At 56.9% G+C, this 23,375-nt stretch carries 16 protein-coding genes and 1 pseudogene; 15 read left to right on the top strand and 2 right to left on the bottom strand.

Annotated elements, in window-relative coordinates:
* Positions 1-236: 236 nt before the first annotated feature.
* The gene (locus tag VAE55_RS04025) at positions 237-1,670 is read right to left on the bottom strand and encodes a DNRLRE domain-containing protein (protein WP_322814523.1); all 1,434 of its coding nucleotides are present in this window, start codon (positions 1,668-1,670) and stop codon (positions 237-239) included.
* A gap of 243 nt (positions 1,671-1,913) precedes the next feature.
* Positions 1,914-2,900 (bottom strand): GHMP kinase, encoded by a 987-nt coding sequence (locus VAE55_RS04020; RefSeq protein WP_322814522.1) that lies wholly within the window; start codon positions 2,898-2,900, stop codon positions 1,914-1,916.
* A 194-nt stretch (positions 2,901-3,094) separates the two neighbouring features.
* Between VAE55_RS04020 and gmhB the strand changes: the two genes are divergently transcribed.
* The 15 genes and pseudogenes from gmhB to VAE55_RS03945 all read left to right on the top strand — a co-directional run.
* A complete protein-coding gene (gene gmhB, locus VAE55_RS04015) occupies positions 3,095-3,700 on the top strand; it encodes a D-glycero-beta-D-manno-heptose 1,7-bisphosphate 7-phosphatase (RefSeq protein ID WP_322814521.1) in 606 nt (201 codons plus the stop codon).
* Between the two features lie 13 nt (positions 3,701-3,713).
* Positions 3,714-5,285, top strand: a complete 1,572-nt coding sequence (locus tag VAE55_RS04010; protein ID WP_322814520.1) for an efflux RND transporter periplasmic adaptor subunit — start codon at positions 3,714-3,716, stop codon at positions 5,283-5,285.
* 15 nt (positions 5,286-5,300) lie between these two features.
* Positions 5,301-7,232, top strand: a complete 1,932-nt coding sequence (locus tag VAE55_RS04005) for a lipopolysaccharide biosynthesis protein (RefSeq protein WP_322814528.1) — start codon at positions 5,301-5,303, stop codon at positions 7,230-7,232.
* Positions 7,233-7,243: 11 nt separating this feature from the next.
* A complete protein-coding gene (locus tag VAE55_RS04000; protein WP_322814519.1) occupies positions 7,244-9,199 on the top strand; it encodes a hypothetical protein in 1,956 nt (651 codons plus the stop codon).
* Between the two features lie 30 nt (positions 9,200-9,229).
* Positions 9,230-11,707: a hypothetical protein gene (locus tag VAE55_RS03995; protein ID WP_322814518.1), complete on the top strand. Its 2,478-nt coding sequence runs from the start codon at positions 9,230-9,232 to the stop codon at positions 11,705-11,707.
* A 31-nt stretch (positions 11,708-11,738) separates the two neighbouring features.
* Complete coding sequence (locus VAE55_RS03990; RefSeq protein ID WP_322814517.1) at positions 11,739-12,905, top strand: DUF1624 domain-containing protein; 1,167 nt, start codon at positions 11,739-11,741, stop codon at positions 12,903-12,905.
* Positions 12,906-13,235: 330 nt separating this feature from the next.
* On the top strand, positions 13,236-14,345 hold the full coding sequence (locus VAE55_RS03985) for a glycosyltransferase family 4 protein (RefSeq protein WP_322814516.1): 1,110 nt from the start codon (positions 13,236-13,238) through the stop codon (positions 14,343-14,345).
* The gene (locus VAE55_RS03980) at positions 14,342-15,787 is read left to right on the top strand and encodes a flippase (RefSeq protein ID WP_322814515.1); all 1,446 of its coding nucleotides are present in this window, start codon (positions 14,342-14,344) and stop codon (positions 15,785-15,787) included. Before VAE55_RS03985 ends, VAE55_RS03980 begins: the two co-directional genes overlap by 4 nt.
* A 14-nt stretch (positions 15,788-15,801) precedes the next feature.
* Positions 15,802-17,112, top strand: a complete 1,311-nt coding sequence (locus VAE55_RS03975; RefSeq protein ID WP_322814514.1) for a glycosyltransferase family 4 protein — start codon at positions 15,802-15,804, stop codon at positions 17,110-17,112.
* Positions 17,113-17,123: 11 nt separating this feature from the next.
* On the top strand, positions 17,124-18,035 hold the full coding sequence (locus VAE55_RS03970; protein WP_322814513.1) for a glycosyltransferase family 2 protein: 912 nt from the start codon (positions 17,124-17,126) through the stop codon (positions 18,033-18,035).
* A 27-nt stretch (positions 18,036-18,062) separates the two neighbouring features.
* Positions 18,063-19,232: a glycosyltransferase family 1 protein gene (locus VAE55_RS03965; RefSeq protein WP_322814512.1), complete on the top strand. Its 1,170-nt coding sequence runs from the start codon at positions 18,063-18,065 to the stop codon at positions 19,230-19,232.
* 19 nt (positions 19,233-19,251) lie between these two features.
* Complete coding sequence (locus VAE55_RS03960; protein ID WP_322814511.1) at positions 19,252-20,469, top strand: glycosyltransferase family 4 protein; 1,218 nt, start codon at positions 19,252-19,254, stop codon at positions 20,467-20,469.
* A complete protein-coding gene (locus VAE55_RS03955) occupies positions 20,450-21,391 on the top strand; it encodes a glycosyltransferase family 2 protein (protein ID WP_322814510.1) in 942 nt (313 codons plus the stop codon). Before VAE55_RS03960 ends, VAE55_RS03955 begins: the two co-directional genes overlap by 20 nt.
* Before the next feature lie 9 nt (positions 21,392-21,400).
* Positions 21,401-22,813, top strand: coding sequence for an O-antigen ligase family protein (locus VAE55_RS03950; protein ID WP_322814509.1), 1,413 nt, complete (start codon positions 21,401-21,403; stop codon positions 22,811-22,813).
* Positions 22,810-23,375 (top strand): annotated as a pseudogene (locus tag VAE55_RS03945) (glycosyl hydrolase); the annotation flags it as partial. The gene VAE55_RS03950 and the pseudogene VAE55_RS03945, both read left to right, overlap by 4 nt.

The following is a 23,375-nucleotide window of genomic DNA, read 5'->3' as shown; positions in this document are numbered from 1 at the left end:
ACGGGTAATCTGGCCCGAAAACTGTATCCACGCTGGATCCGTCATCACCGGCGTGATGATTCGCTCACGAGCAATGACTTCAGGTAAAGCAGACTTGATATGATATCCGTCTCTCAGTGTCCTCCGTGTCTCGGTGGTGGATAGAGGCAAACCACAGCGGCACAGAGGGCACGGAGAATACGTAAACCCCTCTGTATCCTCTGTGTCTCGGTGGTGTATATAGACACAACCGGGAATTACTGCGATAGGACGACAATCAGTGTCGGGCGGTTGGCAGCGTTCCAGTCGCCGGTGCCGTTGGAGACGAAGTATTTCCCGCTATGGTAGGCACTGTCGGCGGAGTAGAGTGCCAGCCGCAAGGGTTGGCCGCTGGTATACGCCTGAACCACCCCGTGCGTCACGTCAATGGTTCGTTTCGGCAGTCGTGTCCAGTCGCCGGGGAAGCCGGGAATGGGATCGACCCAGCCGGAGCCGATGTTTTCGCGCACCAGTGGGGCGTTGTTCCAGGTGAGGGTTGCCGGACTCCAATCCTCGCCGACCAGTAGGGCCTGGATGAGGGAACGCTGCGCCTGGGCAGGTTCCGCATTACCCATCTGACTCAATACCAATGTGGCTGAAATCACCGTGCGACTTGGTGGCAGCGACGTGAGGGGGAAGGTGATGTAGTACTTCGCGAAGCACGGCCAGTCGGCAATATCGGCCTGGTTCTGGATGCTGATGTCGGCCTGATTGTCTGGCCGGGGTCGGTTGGGCCAGGTATCCCAGTAATTGCCGCTGTCATCACACATGTAGGAATTGACACCGCCAATCCCGGCATCAATGACGGTAACCCCATTCAGGCCGTGGCGGATTTGAAATGTCTGCGTGGCACTGACAGATGGTGGGGTGTAGACCGGTAACCCAAACCTGATCCCACCCCAGGTTGACGGCTGGCTGGCATTCAGTGCCGGCGGCCATACCTGATTGGGTATCGAGCTGCCGGTAGCATCATCGCGGTCGTGTAGGATCAGGGCCATCCGCCAGCGCGTGCCATCGGGTGGCCGGCCACTGAGGCCAAGGCTGGTGAATGGAATCTGGAATGTCATCGCCCAACCCCGATCTTCGCTGTCATTATTGTCATTCAGGCGATCACCGCGCCAGCCGGGAATCGACGAGAAAGCGACTGCGGTGGTTGTCCAGCTTCCACCGGTGCCACGCTGGCTCAATTGATACGCGGGGTCGGGGGTATTGCCGTTGCGTAATTGGGCTACAAACCGGAAACTGGCTGCACTAAGCTGGGTACCGTTGGCAGTATCAATCAGTAGTGTGGCCGCATCCCAGGCAGTGAGATCGGTTGCTGATGGGGTGGTATCGTACCAGAGTTGACGATCAAAACTGGCCAGGTAGAGGAAAAGGGCGTTGTCGTTGTAACCGACTCGAACATCGGTATAGTTTGTACTGCGGCTGAGCTGCCCAAACCAGAAGATTGCCATCTGCTCAAACCGCTCGTTAGTGACGCTGGATACCGGAAAGTAGGGGGCATTGATAAGGTATTGTGGTTCAGGTGATGGACCGAAAATCACCGGTACCCACTGCCGGTAGGGTAGATCGTTCGCCAGTGCGATGGTGGACGAAAGGATGAAGGCAAACGTAGCAATGATCAACAATCGCTTCCGGTGGAAGTGGCTCAAGAGCGGTTCTCCTTTCGCGAACAGCCGTTGAAGAAAGCTTTATGTTGCGAACGTCTGAGAACATTCACCGGCAATTGCTGCGACGTACCCCGTTGAATAGCCTGGTTATCCGCCCCCTCCCCTCACAACAGCATCTGCTGAGCCTGGATCAAGACTCAGCCTGCGTATTTGCTCTCTGATTGTACCAGGGGCGTCAATGATACCGGCCTTTGCCCAGGCTAGAGGCAAACCGGACATGTATCATCAACGCTCTTCAACATAAATAATCTTGCTCCCTTGTGGCTCGAACCGGATCGGCACGTGGCGCAACTCTGGCAGGGCAGCCCTAATCGACTCGTGACGCTCTTCAGGCGCGTAGAGCAGCAGAAAGCCGCCGCCACCGGCGCCTAGAATCTTACCGCCGATGGCCCCGGCAGCCCTAGCCCGTTCGTACCACATATCGATTTGTGAGCTGGAAATCCCGCTGGCCAGCTCGCGTTTGCGCATCCAACCCTCATGGAGAATCTCACCGAAGGCATCGAGATCATCATTGTGGAGCGCTACCCGCAGGTCGTGGGCGAGGGCAACCATCCGGCGCACATGTTGCCGACGGGTCTCATCGCGCTCGGTATTGGCACTCTGTTCGCGCAGCACATCGCTGGCGCTGCGTGTGGCACCGGTATACATCATCAGCAAGCGCTGCTGGAGGAGCTGTTTGGTGTCGGCACGACAGATGATCGGATCGACGAAGACCGTCTCATCAGGATTAAATTGAATGAATTGAAAGCCACCATACGCGGCTATGTACTGATCCTGCTTTCCGATGGGTGAACCACACCGATCAATCTCGATGAAGCATGCCTCGCGGGCCAGACGCTCGGCACCGGCAAAGCGGCCTACAAAGGCGTAGAGGGCATTGAGCAGGCCAACGGTGTAGGTACTCGATGAGCCAAGACCGGTACCCTGCGAGGGAATGTCCGAAATCGACGTGATTTCAATCGCATTCATACGCCCCACCAGGCGTAGCGCTTCGCGAATGAGCTGATGTTTGAGATCATCAACCCGCTCAACAATTTCGGTGATCGAATAACTGGCGCGAATCTGGTGATCAAACTTCTCGTTGACGGTGATGTAGATGTACTTGTTGATGGCGGTGCTGACCACTGCACCCGGTTCATGGCGATAAAACGCCGGCAAATCGCTGCCACCACCAACAAAGCTGACCCGCAACGGGGTACGTGAGATGATCATCGGTATGCTCCTCAGTCGTAAGGCAATATTTCAATATACATACAGTACCAAACGAACGTGACAGGATTGTCATAAATAGTTCCTACCTCTGTTAGCAGATCGTCAGCAAGAGCGTGTACTGTAACACTGTCGCTGCAGCCTGCCTTCTTCACCACGTGGAATCATCTTGCATGCAGCGCCAGGGGAGGGGTCTTATGCGCACTGTCTTTCTCGACCGCGATGGGGTTATTAATCACAACCGCCCTGATCACGTCAAAAATCTGGCCGAGTTTCAGTTCCTACCGGGTGCGCTGACCGCGTTGCGTCTGCTAACCAGTGCCGGGTTTCGCATCTTTATTATCACCAACCAGGCAGCGGTTGGGCGTGGGTTGATGACGGTAGAGGCGCTCGAAGAAATTCATGCCCACTTGCGTGCGATTGCCCGTTATCACGGGGCAACTATTGACGATATCCGATACTGTCCTCACACCCCGGAAGAGCGTTGTGGGTGCCGGAAGCCGCAACCCGGTATGATCCAGGAGCTGGCAGCCCGGCACCAGATTGATTGTCGAACGACATTCCTGATTGGCGATGCGCTCACCGATATTGCTGCCGGTCAGCGGATGGGATGCCAAACGATTCTGGTCAAGAGTGGGAGAGGCAGTGCAGAATTACAGAAACCGGAATTACGGCGCTATCAACCAACCCATATCGCCGACGATCTGCTGGCGGCAACGCGATGGTTGCTGCAAGAGGAACTCAGGCCGGTATCGGTGACCACGCAACCACTAACCGGTGTACTGACCACCGTACCACAGTAGTACAGGGAATGCTATGGAAGACCGTCTACAGTGTGTTGTTCGGCATATCCTGATGATCACTCTCCTGGTCGGGTTGAGTGGGTGCAGCATCAGCAGCCTGGTTGGCGCCCCTACACCCGAGCCATGGACGCCACCACCAACACCGGAACCAACGGTTGTGGTGGTAGAACCAACCGCTACGGCAACTGAACCGGTGCAGCGGACTGTTGCAGTCGCCCTGGGAACGTTTGAGGACCGGCGCGAATTCAGTGGTCAGGTTACGCCCATCCTGGAACGCGACCTGGCGTTCCGCGAGAGTGGTATTCTCCGCAATCTGTACATTGAAGTAGGTGCGCAGGTCACAACCGGGCAGCTCCTGGCCGAGATCGATCTGGGTACGCTCGAAGACCGTCTACGTCAGGCGCAGATTAATGCCGAACAAGATCGACGGGCAATTGATCAGGCAGTAGCCCGTGCCCAAATCGAGGTGCGAGCCGCCGAAGTCGCACTGGAAACAGCACAGGATCGCCTTGCTGAACTGACAACTCCAGCCTCGGCAACCGAGATCGCGGAAGCACGTGCGGCTCTGCAACGGGCAGAGGCAGCACTGGCACGGACACGCAATGATGCCTCTGCCGTCAAGACGCGCGCCGAACGGGCATTGGCCGACCGGGTCGCCGAGTTGCAACGGGTGCAGGCTGCCTACGGCCAGGCTCGCGCCCGTCTGGAGGTCGAGGACACGCCGGAGGTACGGGCATTGGTTGATCAGTTGATGGTTGAACTTCAGGCGGCAGAGAGTGCAGTGGCGCTGGCCCAAATCGAACTCGACACTGCCCGTGGCAATGAGATCGCGGCGGTTCAGGCAGCAGAAGCGGATGTAGCCCTGGCCCGTGCCCGCCTTGATCGGTTGCTCAATGGTGCGGATCAATTTGAAACCATGGCGGCTCGTCGGGCAGTTGAACAGGCGCAGATTCAACTCGATGCCGCACGTCAACGCGCTACCCCCGATCCGCTGTTGGTGAAGAGCCTGGCTGCTTCAGAACTCATGATCAAAGAGATCGAGCGTCAGATCGAAGCGCGCCGTATTTATGCCCCCTTCGACGGGTCAATCACCGCCATTGATGCCCTGGTCGGTTTTCCGGTGCAGGCTGAAATGCCGGTCATCCGATTGATGGATAATTCGGGATTACAGATCACCATCAGTGCAGTGAGTAGCACCGATCTTGAGCGGATTTCAGATGGCACCCCGGTCACGATCAGCTTCGTGCGCTACCCTGGACGTACCTTTAATGGGGTGATTCGGAAAAGCACGACGCTGACCAATCCCCTCCAGACGCCAGAGCTTCACGTCACGTACAACGCCGGTAATCTCGCGCTAGCAGTCGGTGATCCGGCTCTGGTAACGATTGATTTTGGTCGACGTGAAAATGTGCGCTGGCTCCCGATAGAGGCAATCCGTCGTGACGGTGGTACCCACGTTCTGGTGCCTACTGAACAAGGGCCGCAGCGGGTTGATGTCGAACTCGGTTTGGTGGTTGATGGCAAAGCTGAAATCATAAGTGGGCTGGAAGTAGGCGATCTAGTCATTTTGCCTGCTACCGGTTAAGAAGGAGCTGATGTGATGCTCACCTGGAGCGACATCTGGTCGTATGTGCGGATTCTACTACGATGGTGGTGGTTGGCCCTGCTGGCAGCGGTGATCGCTGCCAGTGCCACCTTTGTTTTTGCCTTGCGGCAGCCTGATTACTATGTGAGTCGCACAACGTTGCAGGTGGGTGATACACTTGCCGCCACGCCCGATCCGCAGACATTCGGCTTGAGTGCCACCGTCGCAGGTTTTTACGCTGAAATGGCGCGCCGCGAGGTCATTCTGGCTCCTGTCGTTGAGAAACTGGGTTTACCGTTTCCCTGGCAGGTGATCAGCACCTATATGCTCGCCACCAATGTCAATCGGCAGGCAAGCCTGCTTGATATTACCATTACCGACACAAACCCGCAGCGGGCCGCAGCGATTGCTGATGCGATAGCGCATGAGCTGGTACGCTTTAGCCCAAATTCACCGGAAAACGTTGCTGCGCAACGCAATTTGCTCAATGAACAGATTGCACGCTCACAGGCCGAAATTGATCAACTTGATCGCCAGATCGCCCAAACCCGTGAGATGCTGGCGCAGGCAACCAGCGCTACCGATTTGCGTGAGGCACGCAATCGGCTACAGGAACTGGAACTAGCCCGTGATACTGCCCAAAACGCCTATGCGCAGTTACTGCGCCTCCAGAATACCAGTCTGGTGAATAGTCTGTCGATTTTCGAGTCGGCCAAGGTACCCACGGCTCCATTACCGAATAAGCGGAATCTGACGGTAGCTATCGCGGGACTGGCTGGGTTAATCCTGGGGATGATGGCCTCGTTTGTGCTGGAGATGATCGATACGCGCTGGCGGAGTCACAACGATCTGCGTAGCCGGTTTGGATTGAATTTTCTCGGTGTGGTACCGGGTAAACAGCCAGCGATTTATCTCAGCGACGAAGAAGCAAGAACGCGCTTTAACGCAGTGAAAGAGGCTCACACCCAGATCGTCCTGGCCGGGTTGCCGCGCAATGCGCGGATTCTGATGGTGAGCGGGCCACGACCTTCAAATGAGCGCAGTGCGTTAGCCGTCGATCTAGCGCACTGCTACACGCTATCCGGCTATCGCGTGCTGCTGGTTGATGCCGAAACCGAGCGGGCTATCCTCAGCGAGTTATTTGCCGATCCAAATGCAGTGCTGCAACCGATCTCTATTGACGGCGAAGCCCAGGTCTGGTCGAGTCTGCGGGTGACGCCGATCAAGAATGTGCTGCTGCTGGCCCGCAATACCGATGACCAGGGGCGCCCGTTGCCACCCTCGCAGCCCTGGCCCGCGCTGGTTGACGGCTTGCAACGGGCTGCCGATATTCTGATCTTTGATGGCCCGTCAACCCTGAACGGCGTGGAAGCTGCCCTGCTGGCGCCAATGATGGATGGGGTTCTCCTGGCCCTGAAACCGGTTGAAGATAGCAGTCGCGACATCCAGCAGAGCCTGAAACGACTCACCCTTAAACGCACTGATAGTGTGTTGGGTGCAGTAATGTTGACCGAAGAGTATGTACTCCCCGGTCGAAAAGAACAGCCCCGCCTACCGTTGCCCAGCCTGCGCCACCTGTTAGGCGACATTCCGCTGCGATTACTCAATCCCGGTAAGGGTGAGTGGACAAACACAACACAGCAAGCTGAGAACACCACTCCTGCACATACCACCCGTGCAGTTGACACCAATCAGACGCCACCGCCAACACCGGCCACAGCACCACAGGTCATCATCACGCCATCACCTCACGAGGATCGACGGGTGATTGTGGTACCGGCGGTTGAAACCGATACAGCGTATAAAGCAGCAGAAGAGCTGTATGAACGGGCGGTTGGCGAGGCACCAATCAACATACCCGAAGAACGGCAGACATCGTTACCACCGACAGCGGCGAAACGACCAACACGGCGTCGTCCGGTTGCCGGTCGGCGTCGCCGGGGATAAGACAGACGCTTATGCACTACTTGCAGCGACCGATAACCCGTCGAGCGTTTCTCTCTGGCCTGCTGGCTGCCACCGGACTGGGTGGGCTGGTGACCTACGGTGCGGAACACTGGCCATTGCCGCCACCCGCAGCGGGCACAAACGTGAGTTTGCCGCCAGTTGCCGATGGTTTTGCACCGCTACTCCTGGTAGCCGATCCGGCACCGCGGCCCGATTTTACCGCGTACCTCGGCGAAATACTCCGGGCAGAGGGGTTTGTTGGTCTGCGTCGGATCAACTTTGATCAGGTTGATCAGATAGATCAGGTTCGTACTGGTGCAGTGATCATCATCGGTTCGGTACCGTTGTCCGCCGGACAGGTGGCGTGGTTGCAGCACTTTGTGCGCACCGGGGGTGGGCTGATCGGCATTCGTCCTGATCCCGTGCTGGCCGAGATATTCGGTGTCAGGTACCTGGGATCATCTCAGCGTGATGATTCGCTCTTTCCCATTCCTGCAACCGGCATCAGTGGCCCGCTGCAACTTCATACTGTGTACGAGCGGGTGACGGTGCAGGGGGCGGAGATTATTGCCACCGGCAGCAATGGTGATCCGCTGGTAACGTTTCACCGGTTCGGAGCCGGGCATGCGGCATTGTGGACGTTTGATCTGGCGCTGACGATTGCCCTGATCCGACAGGGCAACCCGGCCTGGATGAACCAGGAACGCGATCTGATGGAGGGGTTGCGGGCAAGCGATCTCTTCGTCGATTGGATTGATCTGGAACGAATCGCCATTCCCCAGGCCGACGAACATCAGCGCCTGCTCAGTCGCATGATTGAAGAGGTAAGTCCATTACCGCTACCTCGTCTATGGTACCTGCCCGACAACGCTCCCGGTGCAATCATTGCCACCGGCGATGCGCATGGCAGTCGGGTTAGCCACATTGAACAGTGGCTGGGCATTGTTGAGCGTCATAACGGCACAGCTTCGATCTACTACACACCACCACCAACAGATGCGTCCGGGCGCTTGAGCCGTAAATTGCGTTGGATGCTGAGCCGGGCACCGGTAATCGGCTCGACCATCGGCGGTGATGATCCGTTGCCGGCCCCACACCATGTGCAGGCGTGGCGTGATCGTGGTCACGAATTCGGCATGCATCCCTACGTCGAAGAGGGGCTGGAAGCCGGCTATTACCGAAACTGGAGTGAATTCATCAAGCTCGGCTATGGGCCACTGCCGCCAACGGTACGCACGCATCGCATCCTCTGGCAGGGCTGGGTTGAGAATGCTATCGTCCAGGCGGCTTATGGTATTCGCATGAACCTCGATCACTACCATAGCGGCCCGGCTGTGCGCAAAACTGATGGCACATGGACAATGGGCTATCTGAACGGGAGCGGGTTGCCACTGCGCTTCGTTGACCGGGATGGAACGGTAATCGATGTGTACCAGCAGGCGACCCACCTGGTTGACGAACACCTGATGTCGGTGTTTCAAACTGGCTACGAGGTTGGTTTCAGCGGTGAACAGGCAGCCGCGCAAAGCATTGCCCAGATTGCAGCGAGTGTTGATCGTTACCCGGCAGCATTGGGGTTACAGTGCCACATTGACCCCTTCCTGATCGGTGGCCCGATTGTCGGTGAAGTCGCACGCTGGTTTGATCAAACACTCGCCTATGCCGCTCAGGTTGGTTTGCCGATCATGGCGGCTGAGCAGTGGCTGCGATTTATCGATGCCCGCAGGGCGAGTGACCTGCAGGAGCTAAACTGGGACAACCAGCGACTCAGCGGCACCATCACCATCCCGTCAACGAGATTTGACCTCACCCTTTGCATCCCGGAAACGCATCGCACAGCACGGCTAGCCGCCGTCACCATCGGTACTAACAGGATGCCACTCTTGCAACGCCAGATCGCTGGTAAAACATACCGGGTGATCAGGCTCACGAGCAGCCAACACCAGGTACAGGCCACCTACACCTGATCGGAAACCCTTTCAGAAAGCGAGCACGGCATGAAGTTTATCCCATCACTTCACTCGACTGGAAAGTATCTCGGACTAACCCTCCTCAGCGGTAGCATTCTTGCCCTGCAGATCACCTTCACCCGTATCTTCTCACTCATGATCTGGCACCACTTTACCTACATGGTCATCGGTATCGCCCTGCTTGGCGGGGGAGCAGCCGGTACATTTCTCGCCGTGCGCCGATGGGGGACAGACAAGCTTCAGCGTCGGTTGGGCAAACTTGCGCTCATCTTCAGTCTCACCAGCCTGAGCAACCTGATCGCGATCAGCACCATCGCCATCGATCCCTTACGCGCCGCCCAGCTTGGATGGGCTATCGTCGGTCTTGGTATCTATTTCATCTGTCTGTTCAGCACATTCTTTAGTGGTGGATTGGTGATCGCGGCGATCTTCGGGCGGTGGGCCGGTAGTTCGCACCGCCTCTACTTTGCCGACATGGCAGGAGCCGGTATCGCCACAATTACAGTTCTGCAGGTTATTCAGCTCATTAACGGCCCGGCAGTCATTGCGCTGATTGCGGTGATCGGTGCATTCGCGGCCATCCTGTTGGGATACGAGGCACGAGGATGGCAGCGCTGGTTGCCGGTAGCGCTGATCGGGGTCGAGAGTCTCTTGCTGGTCGCGCTGATTGTGCGACCGCCAACCCTGGCCGTACCCGGTTCAAAAGAGCTGGGTTGGGCTATGCAGGCGCAGGGAACCGGCCCGGAATTTACGCATTGGGATGCGGTAGGAAGAGTTGATGTGATGCCGGAGATTGTGGTCACCGAACCAATGATCGTGGGGGCAGTCAGCTCACGCTATCCACTTGAACAGCGCCCAGAGCTGCCGCTGAAGCTGGTCACGATTGATGGTACCTCGATGACCGGGATGTACCGGTTCGATGGCAGTGATGCCGATCTTGAACGGTTTCGCTTCCTCGACCATGCGGTAATCAGTGCGGCCTACCATCTGGGCAATGAGCATCCGAGTACGCTCTTGATCGGGGTTGGTGGTGGGCTTGACATTCTGCTGGCCCGGCTGTACGGAGCAGAGCGAATTACAGCCATTGAACTCAATCCAACCATCGTTAACCTCTTAAAAGGGAGATACGCTGATTACACAGGCAGATTAGCCGAGCACTCCTCAACTGAACTGATCGTCGCCGAGGGGCGCAGCTTTCTCAGCCGGACGACCGAACAGTACGACATCATTCAGGGTATTGGCCTCGACAACCTGGCCGCGTTGTCGGGCGGTGCCTACGTATTGGCCGAGTCGTACCTCTACACCGTCGATGCGCTGGAACAGGCGCTCAATGCGCTGACCCCTACCGGCATTTTTTCATGGACACGTGATGTAAACAGTCCGTCCCGTGAAATGCTGCGCCTGACCGGGCTGGCAGCCGAAGCGTTGCGGCGCATGGGGGTGAGCGATCCAGCCGCCCATATTGCAATCATCGCGAACGAGCAGGGGGTGAACGCTACGTTACTGGTGAGCCGATCACCTTTCCAGCCGGAACAGATCGAGCGCCTGCGGGCATGGGGGGCGGCAAACAACTTCACCATGCTGCACGATCCCTTTGTGCGCCTGAACACACCGTTCGCTGAATACCTGCACGCCCCCGATCCACGCGCTTTTGAACGGGCATACACCTTCCAGATTTTCCCGGTCACCGACGACAATCCCTTCTTCTACAACTACTTCCGCTGGGACAATCTGCACTTCAACAGCAGTTATGAAGGGCGCCTCAATCGCTTTCCCATCGGCAATCTGATTTTATTGACGATGGCTACGTTTGCGATTGGGGCAGCGATTGCGTTCATCGTCATGCCACTGGTGCGCTACCAGCGTGATGGTCTCCGTCTACCCGGTGCTATACCTACCCTGGCCTATTTCAGCCTGCTGGGTGCGGCGTATATGTTTATCCAGATCGTGCTGATTCAGCGCTTCACGCTCTTCATTGGCTATCCGATCCACGCTACCACAACGACGATTGCCAGCATGCTGCTCTTTGCTGCGATTGGTAGCCTGTTCGGCAGTAAACACATTCGCAGTAGTAACGCCTTGCGGCTGATCTTGATCGGGATCGCGATCACAACCGTCATCTACATTGTCACATTACCGGTATTGTTTGCGGCCTGGATGCACTGGCCCGATCTGGCTCGAATTGTGGTGAGTATGATCATCATTGCCCCGCTCGCCACCCTGATGGGCATCCCCTTCCCTGCCGGTTTACGTCAGCTCAGCGCACGCGCACCGGGACTGGTGGTCTGGGCGTGGGGTATGAACGGCGTCTTTTCGGTATTGGGGTCAATTCTGGTGATTGTGATCAGCATGAGCAGTAGCTTTACAACGGCAATGCTGTGGGGAGCAGCCGGTTATGGTGTGGCGGGATTGGTGAGTGGTGCGCTCTGGCGGGTAGCCATTCGCGATAGTGTCGCCGAGATTGCTGGCACGCAGACCAACCCATCTGTTCAGCCGACGCCATAATGCCGTTTTCTGAACGGTAAGGAGAGAGCGCATGCAAACCGCACGGATCGCTGCCGAAACCCGACCTGTCGTCGTTGAGCAACAGGCTAGTAGTAGTCGGATTATCGCGATTGACGCATTACGCGGCATTGCGTTGATTCTGATGGCGCTTGACCACAGTGCCTTCTTCGTTGGCGCAGGGCTTCAGGCCGAGTCGTATGGCGGGCAACCGGTGGTCTTGCAAAGTGCAGCCTACTGGCTCAGTGGACTGCTCACCAACCTGGCGTCACCGATCTTCTTCTTCCTGGGTGGGTATAGCCTGGCCCTGTATGCCGCAGGGCAAAGCCGACGTGGCAGGCCAGCTTCGGCAACCACGCGATTTATCCTTATCCGCGCCCTGATTATTCTGGTGCTCGATCTCACCATCTGTGCCTGGTTTTGGCGCGGTGCAACGCCTTACGTCCACGTCCTGACCAGCATCGCCACTGCAATGATCCTGCTTGCCGGACTACGACACCTGCTTTCGCCGCATCAGATCGGGTTGGTTGCCATCATCACGCTCATCATTCATCAAGCATGGATCGGCGCTATCGCACCGGAACTGGTCAGGAATGAGCCACAATCGTTCTGGCAGGCCTTCTGGCTCACCTACAGCTACGACACACAACCGGCTGTTGGTTTTGCTGTCCTGGGATGGGGGCCACTGCTCTGGCTTGGTTACGCAATGGGTCACCAACATCATCACACAGCGCACCAGTCATCGCGCCGCTGGTTCCAGATCGGGATCGGACTTCTCATCGGCTGGCTGGTCCTACGCCTGATCGGAGGGTTCGGCGATCTGGGCGCGTTCAGGGCGGTCGGCGACACGCCGGCGCACTGGCTGGTTATGAGCAAAGCCCCACCTAGCCTGAGCTACTTTGCCTTCAACCTCGGCATTGCAGCTCTCATCCTGGCCGCGGCCTACGCCAAACCAGACCTCTTCACAAACGGACTCTTCCGCTGGCTGCCGATGGTTGGTCAGGTCTCGCTCTTTTTTTACGTGATGCACATTGTCATTTACCACCTGATTGCCCTGGTGATGAGCCAGCTCCCACTAAGCGGGCCGCGCATCATTTGGGGCTATAGTGCCTGGTTGATGGGACTCGTGATCTTGATCCCGCTCGGCTACTGGTATCGCCGGCAGCGCAAGCGATACCCGCAGGTGCTGGGGTACCTGTAGAGACTGGTCGCATATCGGGCAGGCGAAGATGTTGCCTTCGCCTGCCTGACTGTAAGATGGTTCGGATAGACTCGCCGAGAACAGGTTGGCTGGAGGTGAGAATCGGCTTCACGATGAACACCACACAGGAAAAAGGCACTGGGTTCACAGGTTTCATGCAGGACACACAATATTCAATCCTTTGCGCATTGTCCTGTCCATCTCCATATCAACATCCGCACGTTCAACCAGCAGCTCAACCAAACTACCTGAAGACTGAATGACGATGGCGTCATATTCGCTCTACAGTTTGTTTAGCGGACTGTCAGCCATACGTGGTAAGGTGGGAATATGCATAAATCAGTAACAAAGATACTTGTGGTAGCGACAAATGCACCGGTGCCAGGACTGGCAGCAGCGGTGCAGCAAGGCTTTCATCAGCGGGTTGATTATCTGGAGCTGGCAGAGCGATTCGGCAATCACCACGTTGACTACGGCATCGTGCGGCCAAACCGCATGCTGGAGCGATTAGAAGGGATAACACGCCTCGATCTGCGTCTGGCATTACAGGTGAATCAGATAGTGCACTCGGCGGGGTATCAGGCCGTGATCAGCCTTTCGGAGCGGGTTGGGATACCACTGGCTTTAATGCTCCCGCAGACAGTCCGCCATCTCGTGATCTTTCATCACGGCATGTCGGCACACAAACTGCAACTGATACGAACACTCCATCTTCAACATCGGTGGGACATCGTGGCAGCGATTAGTGAGGCTGAGGCGAAAGGAATGCGGCAGGCTCTTGGATTACCAGCAGAACAGGTGGTTGCCCTACACATACCGGTTGACACTGCATTCTACCAACCGCAACCGGGTAGACAGCAAGCCAGCGTCGTGCAGAGCCTGGGCCTATCGCACCGCGACTACCCCACCCTGATCCGGACAATGCGTCGGCTGCCGCATATTCCCTGCCATTTACGGGTTGGCAGTAGCTGGATCAGCGGTCGCAGCGGTCACGAACGTGAAGTACTACCGGCGAACATTAGCCTCCAGCCCTTCGTGCCACCGGTGCAACTACGAACCTGTTATCAACAAAGCCGCATCGTCGTTGTCCCGATTAAAGCCAACACCCAGTGGAGTGCCGGTTGCACATCGGTACAGGCAGCCCAGGCAATGGGACGACCGGTGATTGCAACACACCGACCGGGGCTAGCCGAATATGTGGACGAAGGAAGAACGGCGTTGCTAGTAGAACCGGGTGATGCTGATGGGATGGCAGATGCAATTGCTACCCTCTGGGAGAATCCCGACCGGGCAGAGCAGATGGGGCAGGCCGGGCGGCAGTTGATGGCAGAGCGTTTTACGATTGAACAGTGGCTTGATCGCGTGGTAGAGCTGACGCACAAGATGATGGATTGCCCGGCTCGGCGATCCACATCCACTATGACTGGTAGCGCTGTATGAACCAGCTTGCAGCCACGATTCTGCGCAACTCAGTAGCCGGAATGATCGCCCAACTGGCGATCAAAGTCCTCTCGTTCTGTTTTTCGATCTTCATTGTCCGCCAGTTGGGCGCAAGCGACTTTGGCCAGTACGCTGCGGTTATCGGCTTTGGGAGCATCTTTCTCTTCATCGCCGATCTGGGGCTGGCTCCGTACACCGTGCGTGAAATTGCCCGTCTGCGGAGCGAACCGGGTCATCTGGATAAGATTCGTGATCTCTATGCCGATGTGTTGGGGTTACGGCTGATCCTGGCCATGATTGCCGGTATGCTCGTCGTGAGCGCCGCAATTGCAACCGGCCGACCACTCTTGATGATCGGAGCGATTGCGCTGAACGGGCTGACTCTGCTCATCTATGCTGTTCACGGGAGCAGTGAGGCAGTGCTGGCCGGTCACGAACGTCTCGATCTCACCGCCGGGATGCAGGTGGTGAATCAGTTGATCTTTGTGACACTCGGTGGACTGGCGCTCTGGTTGGGGCTGGGGTACTACGGCCTCATTTTCGCAACCATGATCGGTGTCGCGGTGATGACTGCCCTGGTTGTCCGTGCCCTATGGCGGTTAGGGGTAACGCCGGGACGCTGGCGGCACGAGCGCTGGTTGCGTCTCTTACGTGCCGCCTTTCCGTTTGGTGTGATCGGGTTGACGCTAGGGCTGTCGTACCGGTTCGATACGGTTGTGCTCAACGTTAGCTTCGGTGATAGCGAGACCGGCTATTACAATGCAGCGTACAACCTGATCTTTGCCCTGGTTACGCTCTCGAACGTTCTGAACACCGCCCTGTACCCTTCGCTGGCACGCCAGGCCAAAACCGATCCAACCAACCTGCCACGGATTTATGAACGAATTTTAAGCTATCTGTGTATTGTGGCCCTCCCCATCACGGCGGGAGGATTTATTTTAGCCCGCCCGATCACCCTCTTCCTGTTTGGCGAGGGCTACGCCGCTACTGCGCCGCTGCTGGCGGTACTCATCTGGACACTACCACTCATGTTTTTGACCGAATTTCTCGGTTATGTCGTGGTGATTGCCGACCGTGAGGCATTGGTAGCGCGCTCGATCATGATCAGCAGTGGTATCAATGTGATTGCAAACCTGATCTTTACCTCGCGTTACGGAGCACCGGCCGCAGCCATCATCACGGTAGTGACCGAGGCCGTGCTGGCAGTGCAATATGTCTGGCTGCTGCGCGATCAACTGCGTCTGATGCGCTGGCAAGTGGTGTACCGGGCAGCGATTGCCGTGGCATTTATGGCCGGAGTGGTCTATCTGGCGCGTGAATGGCCGGTGTTGCTGGTGATCGGCGGCGGCGGACTCATCTACGGAGCACTGCTGGTTGGATTACGAGTGATTGGTACGGAAGAAACAACATTTGTGCGTAACCTGTTCGCTACACGCCGTTAAGAGAGGAAGAGACGATGCGCATACTGCTGGCAGTACATCACTTTCCACCGCGCTACAGTGCCGGTGCCGAGCTGTATACGATGGGGCTGGCACACGAGCTGTTACGGCGTGGCGATGAGTGTGAAGTGGTGTGTGTCGAGACGCTCGATATGAAGCAGCCGTTTGGCGTGCGGGCTGAACGCGACTACTACCACAATATTCCGGTCTGGCGGCTTCACCTTGGTTTGCGCGATGCACCGGCCAACTGGAGCTATGCAAACCCGGCCATTACAGCCTGGCTTGAGCAGCGAATACAGGTCTTTCAGCCTGATATTGTTCACTTGCAGAGTGGATATCTGATTGGGGTTGGCGCTATCAACGCCGCACATGCGCAGGATATTCCTGCTGTCGTTACACTGCACGATTACTGGTTTCTCTGTCCACGGATTACCCTGCTGCGCGGGGATGGCACGTTGTGTAAACGACCACCGCTCGATCCAGCCGAATGTGCCTGGTGTTTGCAGCTTGACCAACGGCGCTATCGGCTTCCAGAACAATTGAGCGTGGGACTGGCCGGTAAAGCATGGATCACGCTCACCGGTGAACGCGGACGCGCCGCACAGCAGGTTCGCCGCGACACCTTACGGGCAGCGCTGGCGCAGGCCGATCTGGTCATCTCACCCTCACATTTTCTAGCCGGTCTGTTTCGGGAATGGGTGCCTCACGTGCAGGTTATTCGTATAGGCATCACCCGAGAGCATCTACGCCGGGTTCAGCCAGTCCGGCCAGGCCAGCGCTTGCGGATCGGCTATATCGGACAGATTGCACCCCACAAAGGAGTTCATCTGCTGATTACTGCGTTCAAGAGCCTGCCCCGCAGCGATCGTCCTGCTGAACTCATTATTTTTGGTAATCCTGACCAGAATCCGGCCTACACGAATCACCTGCGGCGACTGACAGGTGACGATTCGGGCATTCAGATTGCCGGCAAGTTTCGACACGATCAGTTGGCAGACATACTGAGCAAGGTAGATGTGATCGTTGTGCCATCTATCTGGTACGAGAATAGCCCGCTCACTATTTTGGAAGCACACGCAGCCGGGCGACCGGTGATCTGCTCACGCTTGGGGGGAATGGTCGAGCTGGTGCGAGACGAAGTGGATGGATTGCTGTTCACACCAAACGATGATCGCGATCTGGCACGCCAGTTGCAACGTTTGCGTACCGAACCGGGACTGCTGGAACGGTTGCGTGACGGTATCCAACCACCACGAACATTTGCAGATGAGTTAGAGGAGTTGTTGCAGCACTATACGACACTCAGCAAACGACATGCCACAGTGTGAGGGATTGATGCATGAAACCACGGGTAGCCGTTATCGTCCTGACCTACAACGGTATCGCCGATACACTTGCCTGCCTGCAATCGCTGGCCCAGATGGTGTATCCAGGCGCATGTTACGACGTGGTCGTCGTTGACAACGCATCTACCGACGGTACACCAGCGCAGGTACGGGCAGCGTTTCCGAACACGATTGTCATCGAAAATAAGGTCAATCTCGGCTTTGCCGCCGGCAACAATGTTGGGTTACGCTACGCCCAGACGCACGGCTATGACTACGCCCTCTTACTCAACAACGACACCGAAGTTGCGCCCGATCTCCTTGATCGTCTGGTAGAGGCGGCAGAAAGCGATCAACGGATTGCGGCAGTGGGGCCAATCATCTACTACCACGCTGCCCCCAACCGCATCTGGTCGGCGGGTGGCAGCATCGACTGGCAACGGGGAATTTGCCGGATGCGGGGTGAAGAAGAGGATTGCGGGCAATATCCGGCCCGCATCGTTGATTTTGTCACCGGCTGCGCCATGCTCATCAGGGTCACCGCGTTGTCGCACATTGGCCTGCTCGATGAACGCTTCTTCATGTACTTTGAAGAGACCGAATGGTGCGTGCGGGCCAGTCGCGCCGGTTATGTCTGCTATTTTACGCCGGCAGCTAGGGTCTGGCATAAGATACCACTCAATGCGCGCTTTGATCGCGAATACCTGGCGTATTACATGACACGCAATCGCTTACTGTTCCTGCGGGCAACCAAAGCTGGCTGGCGCACCTGGATTGATGCGTTGATCGTGCAAGATTTACGCACCTACCTTAGTCTCTGTCTGCGCCCGAAATGGCGGACACGCAAAGGTCGGATTGGCATGCGGCTGGCCTGGATCGATTTCTGGCGTGGACGGTTTGGGCCAGCGCCGGTGTTGGAAGGGTAGCCGGTACAAGGCAAGGGGGATAGACTGATGCAACGCTCGCTCCGAATCGGTATTGATGTACGCTACCTCTCACACGGCCTGGTCGGTGGTATTCACACCTACCTCCGCCACCTGCTACCGGCTCTGTTTGCAGTTGGGAGCAACGAGCAGTTTTTTCTCTACGCCGACACCAAGGCGCCGTTTGAGCTGGAGCAACTTCCGGCTAATGTCGTGCTGCGTAGACTACCGTACCGCAATCCGCTTTCAAGTATTACCAATGACCTTGTGGGTCTCAGGCGGGCAATGGCAGCCGATCAGATTGATGTTGCCCACTTTCCGGCCAATTACGGCTTTGGGCCGAGGAAAGCAGCAACGGTCATTACGCTCCACGACGCGATCAACGTGATGCCGTGGCACGAGATTATCGCCGGCCACAACAAAGACCTGCGCTCGATAGCGATGATGAGTTACCTGCACCTGATGAGTCGGCGATCAGTCGGTCGATCACAACGTATTCTCACTGTCTCGCAGCATGCAAAACGCGATATTCTGCGCTACTGTCGTTACGACAGTGATGCAATTGTCGTCATTCCGCATGGCGTACCGCCCGATGTGGTCAGGATCGATGATCCACAGACCCTGGCCAGCGTTCGTCAGCGTTACGATCTGCGCCGTCCGTTCATTCTGGCCGATGGGCTAAAGAACCCGGCAGTGATTGTGCGGGCCTGGCAGCTCTTGCCCAAAGAGTTGCAACAGCGCTACGAGATCGTCTTTTTTGCCCGCCGCGAACCATGGCCGGCAGTGCAGAAGGCCGTCGACACCGGGTATGCGCGTCTGCTGTTGCGGCCATCGCGCAACGAATTGATCGCGCTCTACAGTATGGCCGCAGCGTTTGTCTTTCCATCATGGTTTGAAGGGTTTGGGATTCCCCTGCTGGAAGCGATGATTTGTGGGGCACCGATCATCGCGTCGGACCGGGGAGCAATCCCGGAAGTCGTCGGTGATGCCGGGCTGATCGGAGATGCGGAAGACGAACAGATCCTGGCTCGCCATCTGCTGGCCGTGCTCGGCAATCCGGCAGTGGCAGAGCGCCTGCGCCAGACCGGCTGGCAGCGCGTGAAGCGCTTCTCCTGGCAGAAGACGGCAGAGCAGACACTGGCCGCGTACTACGCAGCGGTTGCACGACCACAACCGCGTGCGATTACATCGCCTGTTTGATTGGAAGGTGGCAGGGCCTATGCACATCCTCGTTCTCTCAACCTGGTGGCCTGAACCGGATGATAACGGTTCACGATTGCGGGCAATGGCCATTCTACGTGGCCTGGCCGAACACCATCACCTGCACCTGATTGCCTTCAGTCAGGGGCCGGCAACAGCAGTACAATCCCAGGAAATCAGTCGTCTTTGCCGTTCGTGGCAGGTCTTTGAGCGCCCCGATCGGCTGCTTACCCTGCGGGACAGGTTAGGCAGCCTGACCAGCAATAAACCGGCTTCGGTGCGGGTACGTTGGAGTCAGCCATTTGCCGATGCAGTGTTGGCAAGCGTGGCTCGCTGGCAGCCTGATGTGGTGCTGGCAATGCAGATCGATGTCGCACCCTACGCCTGCCTGATTCCGAACGTCCCCCTGGTACTCGAAGAGCTGGAACTGGCAGCAATTCTGGAAGACCACCGCAATCATTACGGTCTGCGTCGACTCCGCAGTCTGTTGACGGCGATCCAGCATCGGCGCTATATTGCGACGATCATTCCCAGCTTTGCCGCTGTTACTACAGTCTCTGAGAAAGAAGCCAGCTTGCTGTACCAGATCACCGGCCCGCATACGCCACTGCTATCGGTTATCCCCAACGGCGTCGATAGTCGAGCCTGTGCCGCATACCCTTATCAGCCGGAAGCCGATACACTCATCTACCCCGGCGCCCTCTCGTACAGCGCTAACTTTGACGCAGTCTATTACTTTCTCGCAAAAATCTGGCCCCTGATTCGTGCCCGCCATCCACAGGCTAAGTTCCGCGTCACCGGAAAGATCAACGCTGACCAACAAGCGCATTTACCCAGGGTCAATGGCGTGGAATTTACCGGCTACGTCAACGACATTCGAGCACTTATAGCCCGCCATGCGGTTGAGGTCAGCCCGATTCGGGAAGGGGGTGGCACCCGGCTCAAGATTCTGGAAGCACTGGCGTTAGGTGTACCGGTCGTGAGTACAACCAAAGGGGCCGAAGGGCTGACCCTCATTGATGGTAAGCATATCTTTCTGGCCGACACGCCGATGGACTTTGCTCGTGCCACCAGTCGGCTGCTCAGCGACCCACCCCTGGCCCGCCGACTGGGTGAAGCCGGACGGCGAGAAGTGGCGGCACGTTACGATTGGCGAGTGATCGTTCCCCGCTTAGATGATCTTTTGCGCGAGGTTGCTCAACGAAGGACTGTTTCCTATGACCTGGCCCGTACCTGATGTCAGTATCATTATTGTCAATTGGAACACACGCCAACTGTTGCTTGACTGTCTGGCTTCACTCCCGGCAGCAACATGTGGGATTGAGGCAGAGATTTGGGTGGTCGATAATGGCTCGCACGACGGCAGTGTGGCGGCAGTAGCCCGGCATTTTCCAGACGTATTTATCATTGCCAACCCTGACAATCGCGGCTTTGCGACGGCTAACAATCAGGCAATCCGGGCCAGCAGTGGCCGCTATGTAATGTTGCTCAACAGTGATACGATTACCCGGCCCGGTTCTATTCAACGTTTGGTGCATTTTCTCGACACCCACCCGCAGGTTGGCGTCGTTGGGCCACGGCTGTTCAACGCCGACGGTACGCTGCAACCTTCGTGGGCCCTCTTCCCCAACCTGCTCACCGAGCTGACCGGCAAGAAAATCCGCTGGCGGCGGCGGTATCCAACGGTCGATGGCTCACCAGCTTACGAGACCGACTGGCTCGACGGTGCGGCGATGGTTTTGCGGCGTGAGGTGTTGAAACAGGTTGGCTTGCTCGACGAGTCGTATTTTATGTATACGGAAGAGGTAGACTGGTGCTATCGAATTAAGCGGGCCGGCTGGCCGATCTGCTACCTTCCCACTGCCGATATTGTTCACTTCGGCGGTCAGAGCAGTAAACAGGCGGCAACGCGCATGAAGGCCGAACTCTACTTCAGCAAATTGCGCTTCTTCGCCAAGCATTACGGCCAGGGGACTGCCCGCCTGTTGGGGCACGGATTACAGATGATCTTTTTTCTGAAAGCGACGATTGGCAGTCTGCTGATTGCCTGTAGCGGAGGCCACCACGCGGTTGGAAAACATTTTGTGCGCGATGGTAGTCTGCTCTGGGCGGCAATCGGTCGGCGTGTGCAACAACCGGTGCTACCGGAACGATTTTAGGTAACGGTAATGAATTCGCTCCTGCGTCATATTGACACACCACCCTGGATTGAACGGCTCCCCCGTCCGTTGGTGCTGGGAGGGGTGATTGGTGTCCTGATCGTCTACAGTCTGGCGGTTGGTTTCATGTTTGGCACCAATCGCCAACTGATCGGCTTTGCACTGCTGGCGCTTCCATTAGGGTTAATCGGGTTAACCCTCTTACTCTACCGGTTTGAGTGGTTTGTGCTGATCCTCCCCCTCACCGGGCTGGCAATGCGTCCGCTCAGCCTGCCGGCAGGCAACGGGAGTGAATTACCGATCAGCATGCTGCTTACCCTGGCCCTCAGTGGAATCTGGATTGTCAGCATGATCACCCATCGCACATGGCAACTGGTGCCCTCACCATTGAATAAGCCCCTGCTGGCGATGATGGCGATCTGTATCTTTTCGATACCGTGGGGAGCACTTTGGGCCGATCCGATCCTGGACTGGTGGATTATGGGCAATTTCCGCTTTGCCCAAATTGCTTCATTGCTCTCGTTGCTGGGATTGATGTGCATTCCTTTCCTGGTCGGACGGTTCATTCAGCACGAGTGGCAAATTAAAGCCTACCTGGGCATGTTTGTGGTCTGCGGCGGATTGATGACCATCGCTCAGGTGCTGAACATCAATCACGTGATCCTCACCGATGCCGGGCTATGGGGTTTGTGGTTTGGCGTTACCCTGGCAGGCATCATCTTTCTGCAACCACAGGTACCCTGGGGATGGCGGCTGGCCGGGGGCGCTTTGCTCATCCTGCACATCTGGCTGGTCGCCGTTCGTAATTCGCTCTGGATTTCAGGCTGGTTGCCGACCTTCGTCGCCCTGATTCTCATGGCCTTCCTCATCTCAAGACGGCTCTTTTTCATCTTGATCTTGCTGGTCGGGTTAAATCTGGCCTTCGGGCCTGGCCGCAGCTACATCGACAGTGTCATTCATGACAATATCGAAGAGGGTGGACTAGGGCGATTAGAAATCTGGGCACGTAATCTATGGATTGTGCAAAATCACTGGCTGTTTGGTACCGGCGTGGCCGGCTATGCGCCCTACAACATGACCTACTTCCGCTACGATGCACGTTCAACGCACAATAACTACTTTGATATTCTGGCTCAATTCGGCGTGGTTGGCTTCGGTATCTGGATTTGGTTTGCCATCGTGAGCCTCTATTATGGCTGGAAAACGATCCAGCTTGCCCCGCAGGGCATCTTGCGAACAACGGCGATCATCGCGACCGCAGGCTGGGCTGCCGCACAGTTCTCGATGATGCTCGGCGACTGGATATTACCGTTTCTCTACAATCAGGGGGTACCCGGCTTCAAATACACGATGTACAGTTGGGTATTCATTGGCCTGCTGATCAGCGTGCGCCAACTGATAGAGCGGAGGGCAGAGGCATGAAGACGCACTTTGCCCTCACCATCATGGTATTTGTACTTCTGATCGGTATTGCTGGTGAGCAAACCGCACGCAGTCAGGGATTTTGGACAGCGCCAGTCGAACTCTCGCCATTGCAGTACGGCCAGGTGCCAACAGCCCAGATTGAGCGGCGATACGGCTGGTCGTGGCTACCAGATATGACCCTCGGCCCAGACGGTAGTGTGCATGTGGTCTGGTACGGAGGTCTCATTGTTGACCAACGGGAAGGTGGAACCATCGATCTGTTGATGTATCGCCGGCGCAACGCCGATGGCAGTTGGGAACCGGTACGCGAGCTGTTAGCTCCCAGTGTGGGTGGCTACACTGTGCGGGCGAGCATCGTGCTGGGGCGTGATGGGCGGCTCCATCTGCTCTACCGGGCCGGGACGAGTATCAGGTACAGCTCGGCACCGTGGGATACGGCTATTCAGCCGCAAACCTGGGATGAAGGTCGGCTGGTCAGCAATAGTGGCTACTACGTTGCCCTGGCTGCCGATCAAAAGGGTGTACTGCACGCTTTCTGGAGTGATGTGGTAGCCGAAAA

The sequence above is a fragment of the Chloroflexus sp. genome, from assembly GCF_034432675.1.
Taxonomy (GTDB): Bacteria; Chloroflexota; Chloroflexia; order Chloroflexales; family Chloroflexaceae; genus Chloroflexus.
This window is presented reverse-complemented; position numbering and strand designations above follow the sequence as displayed.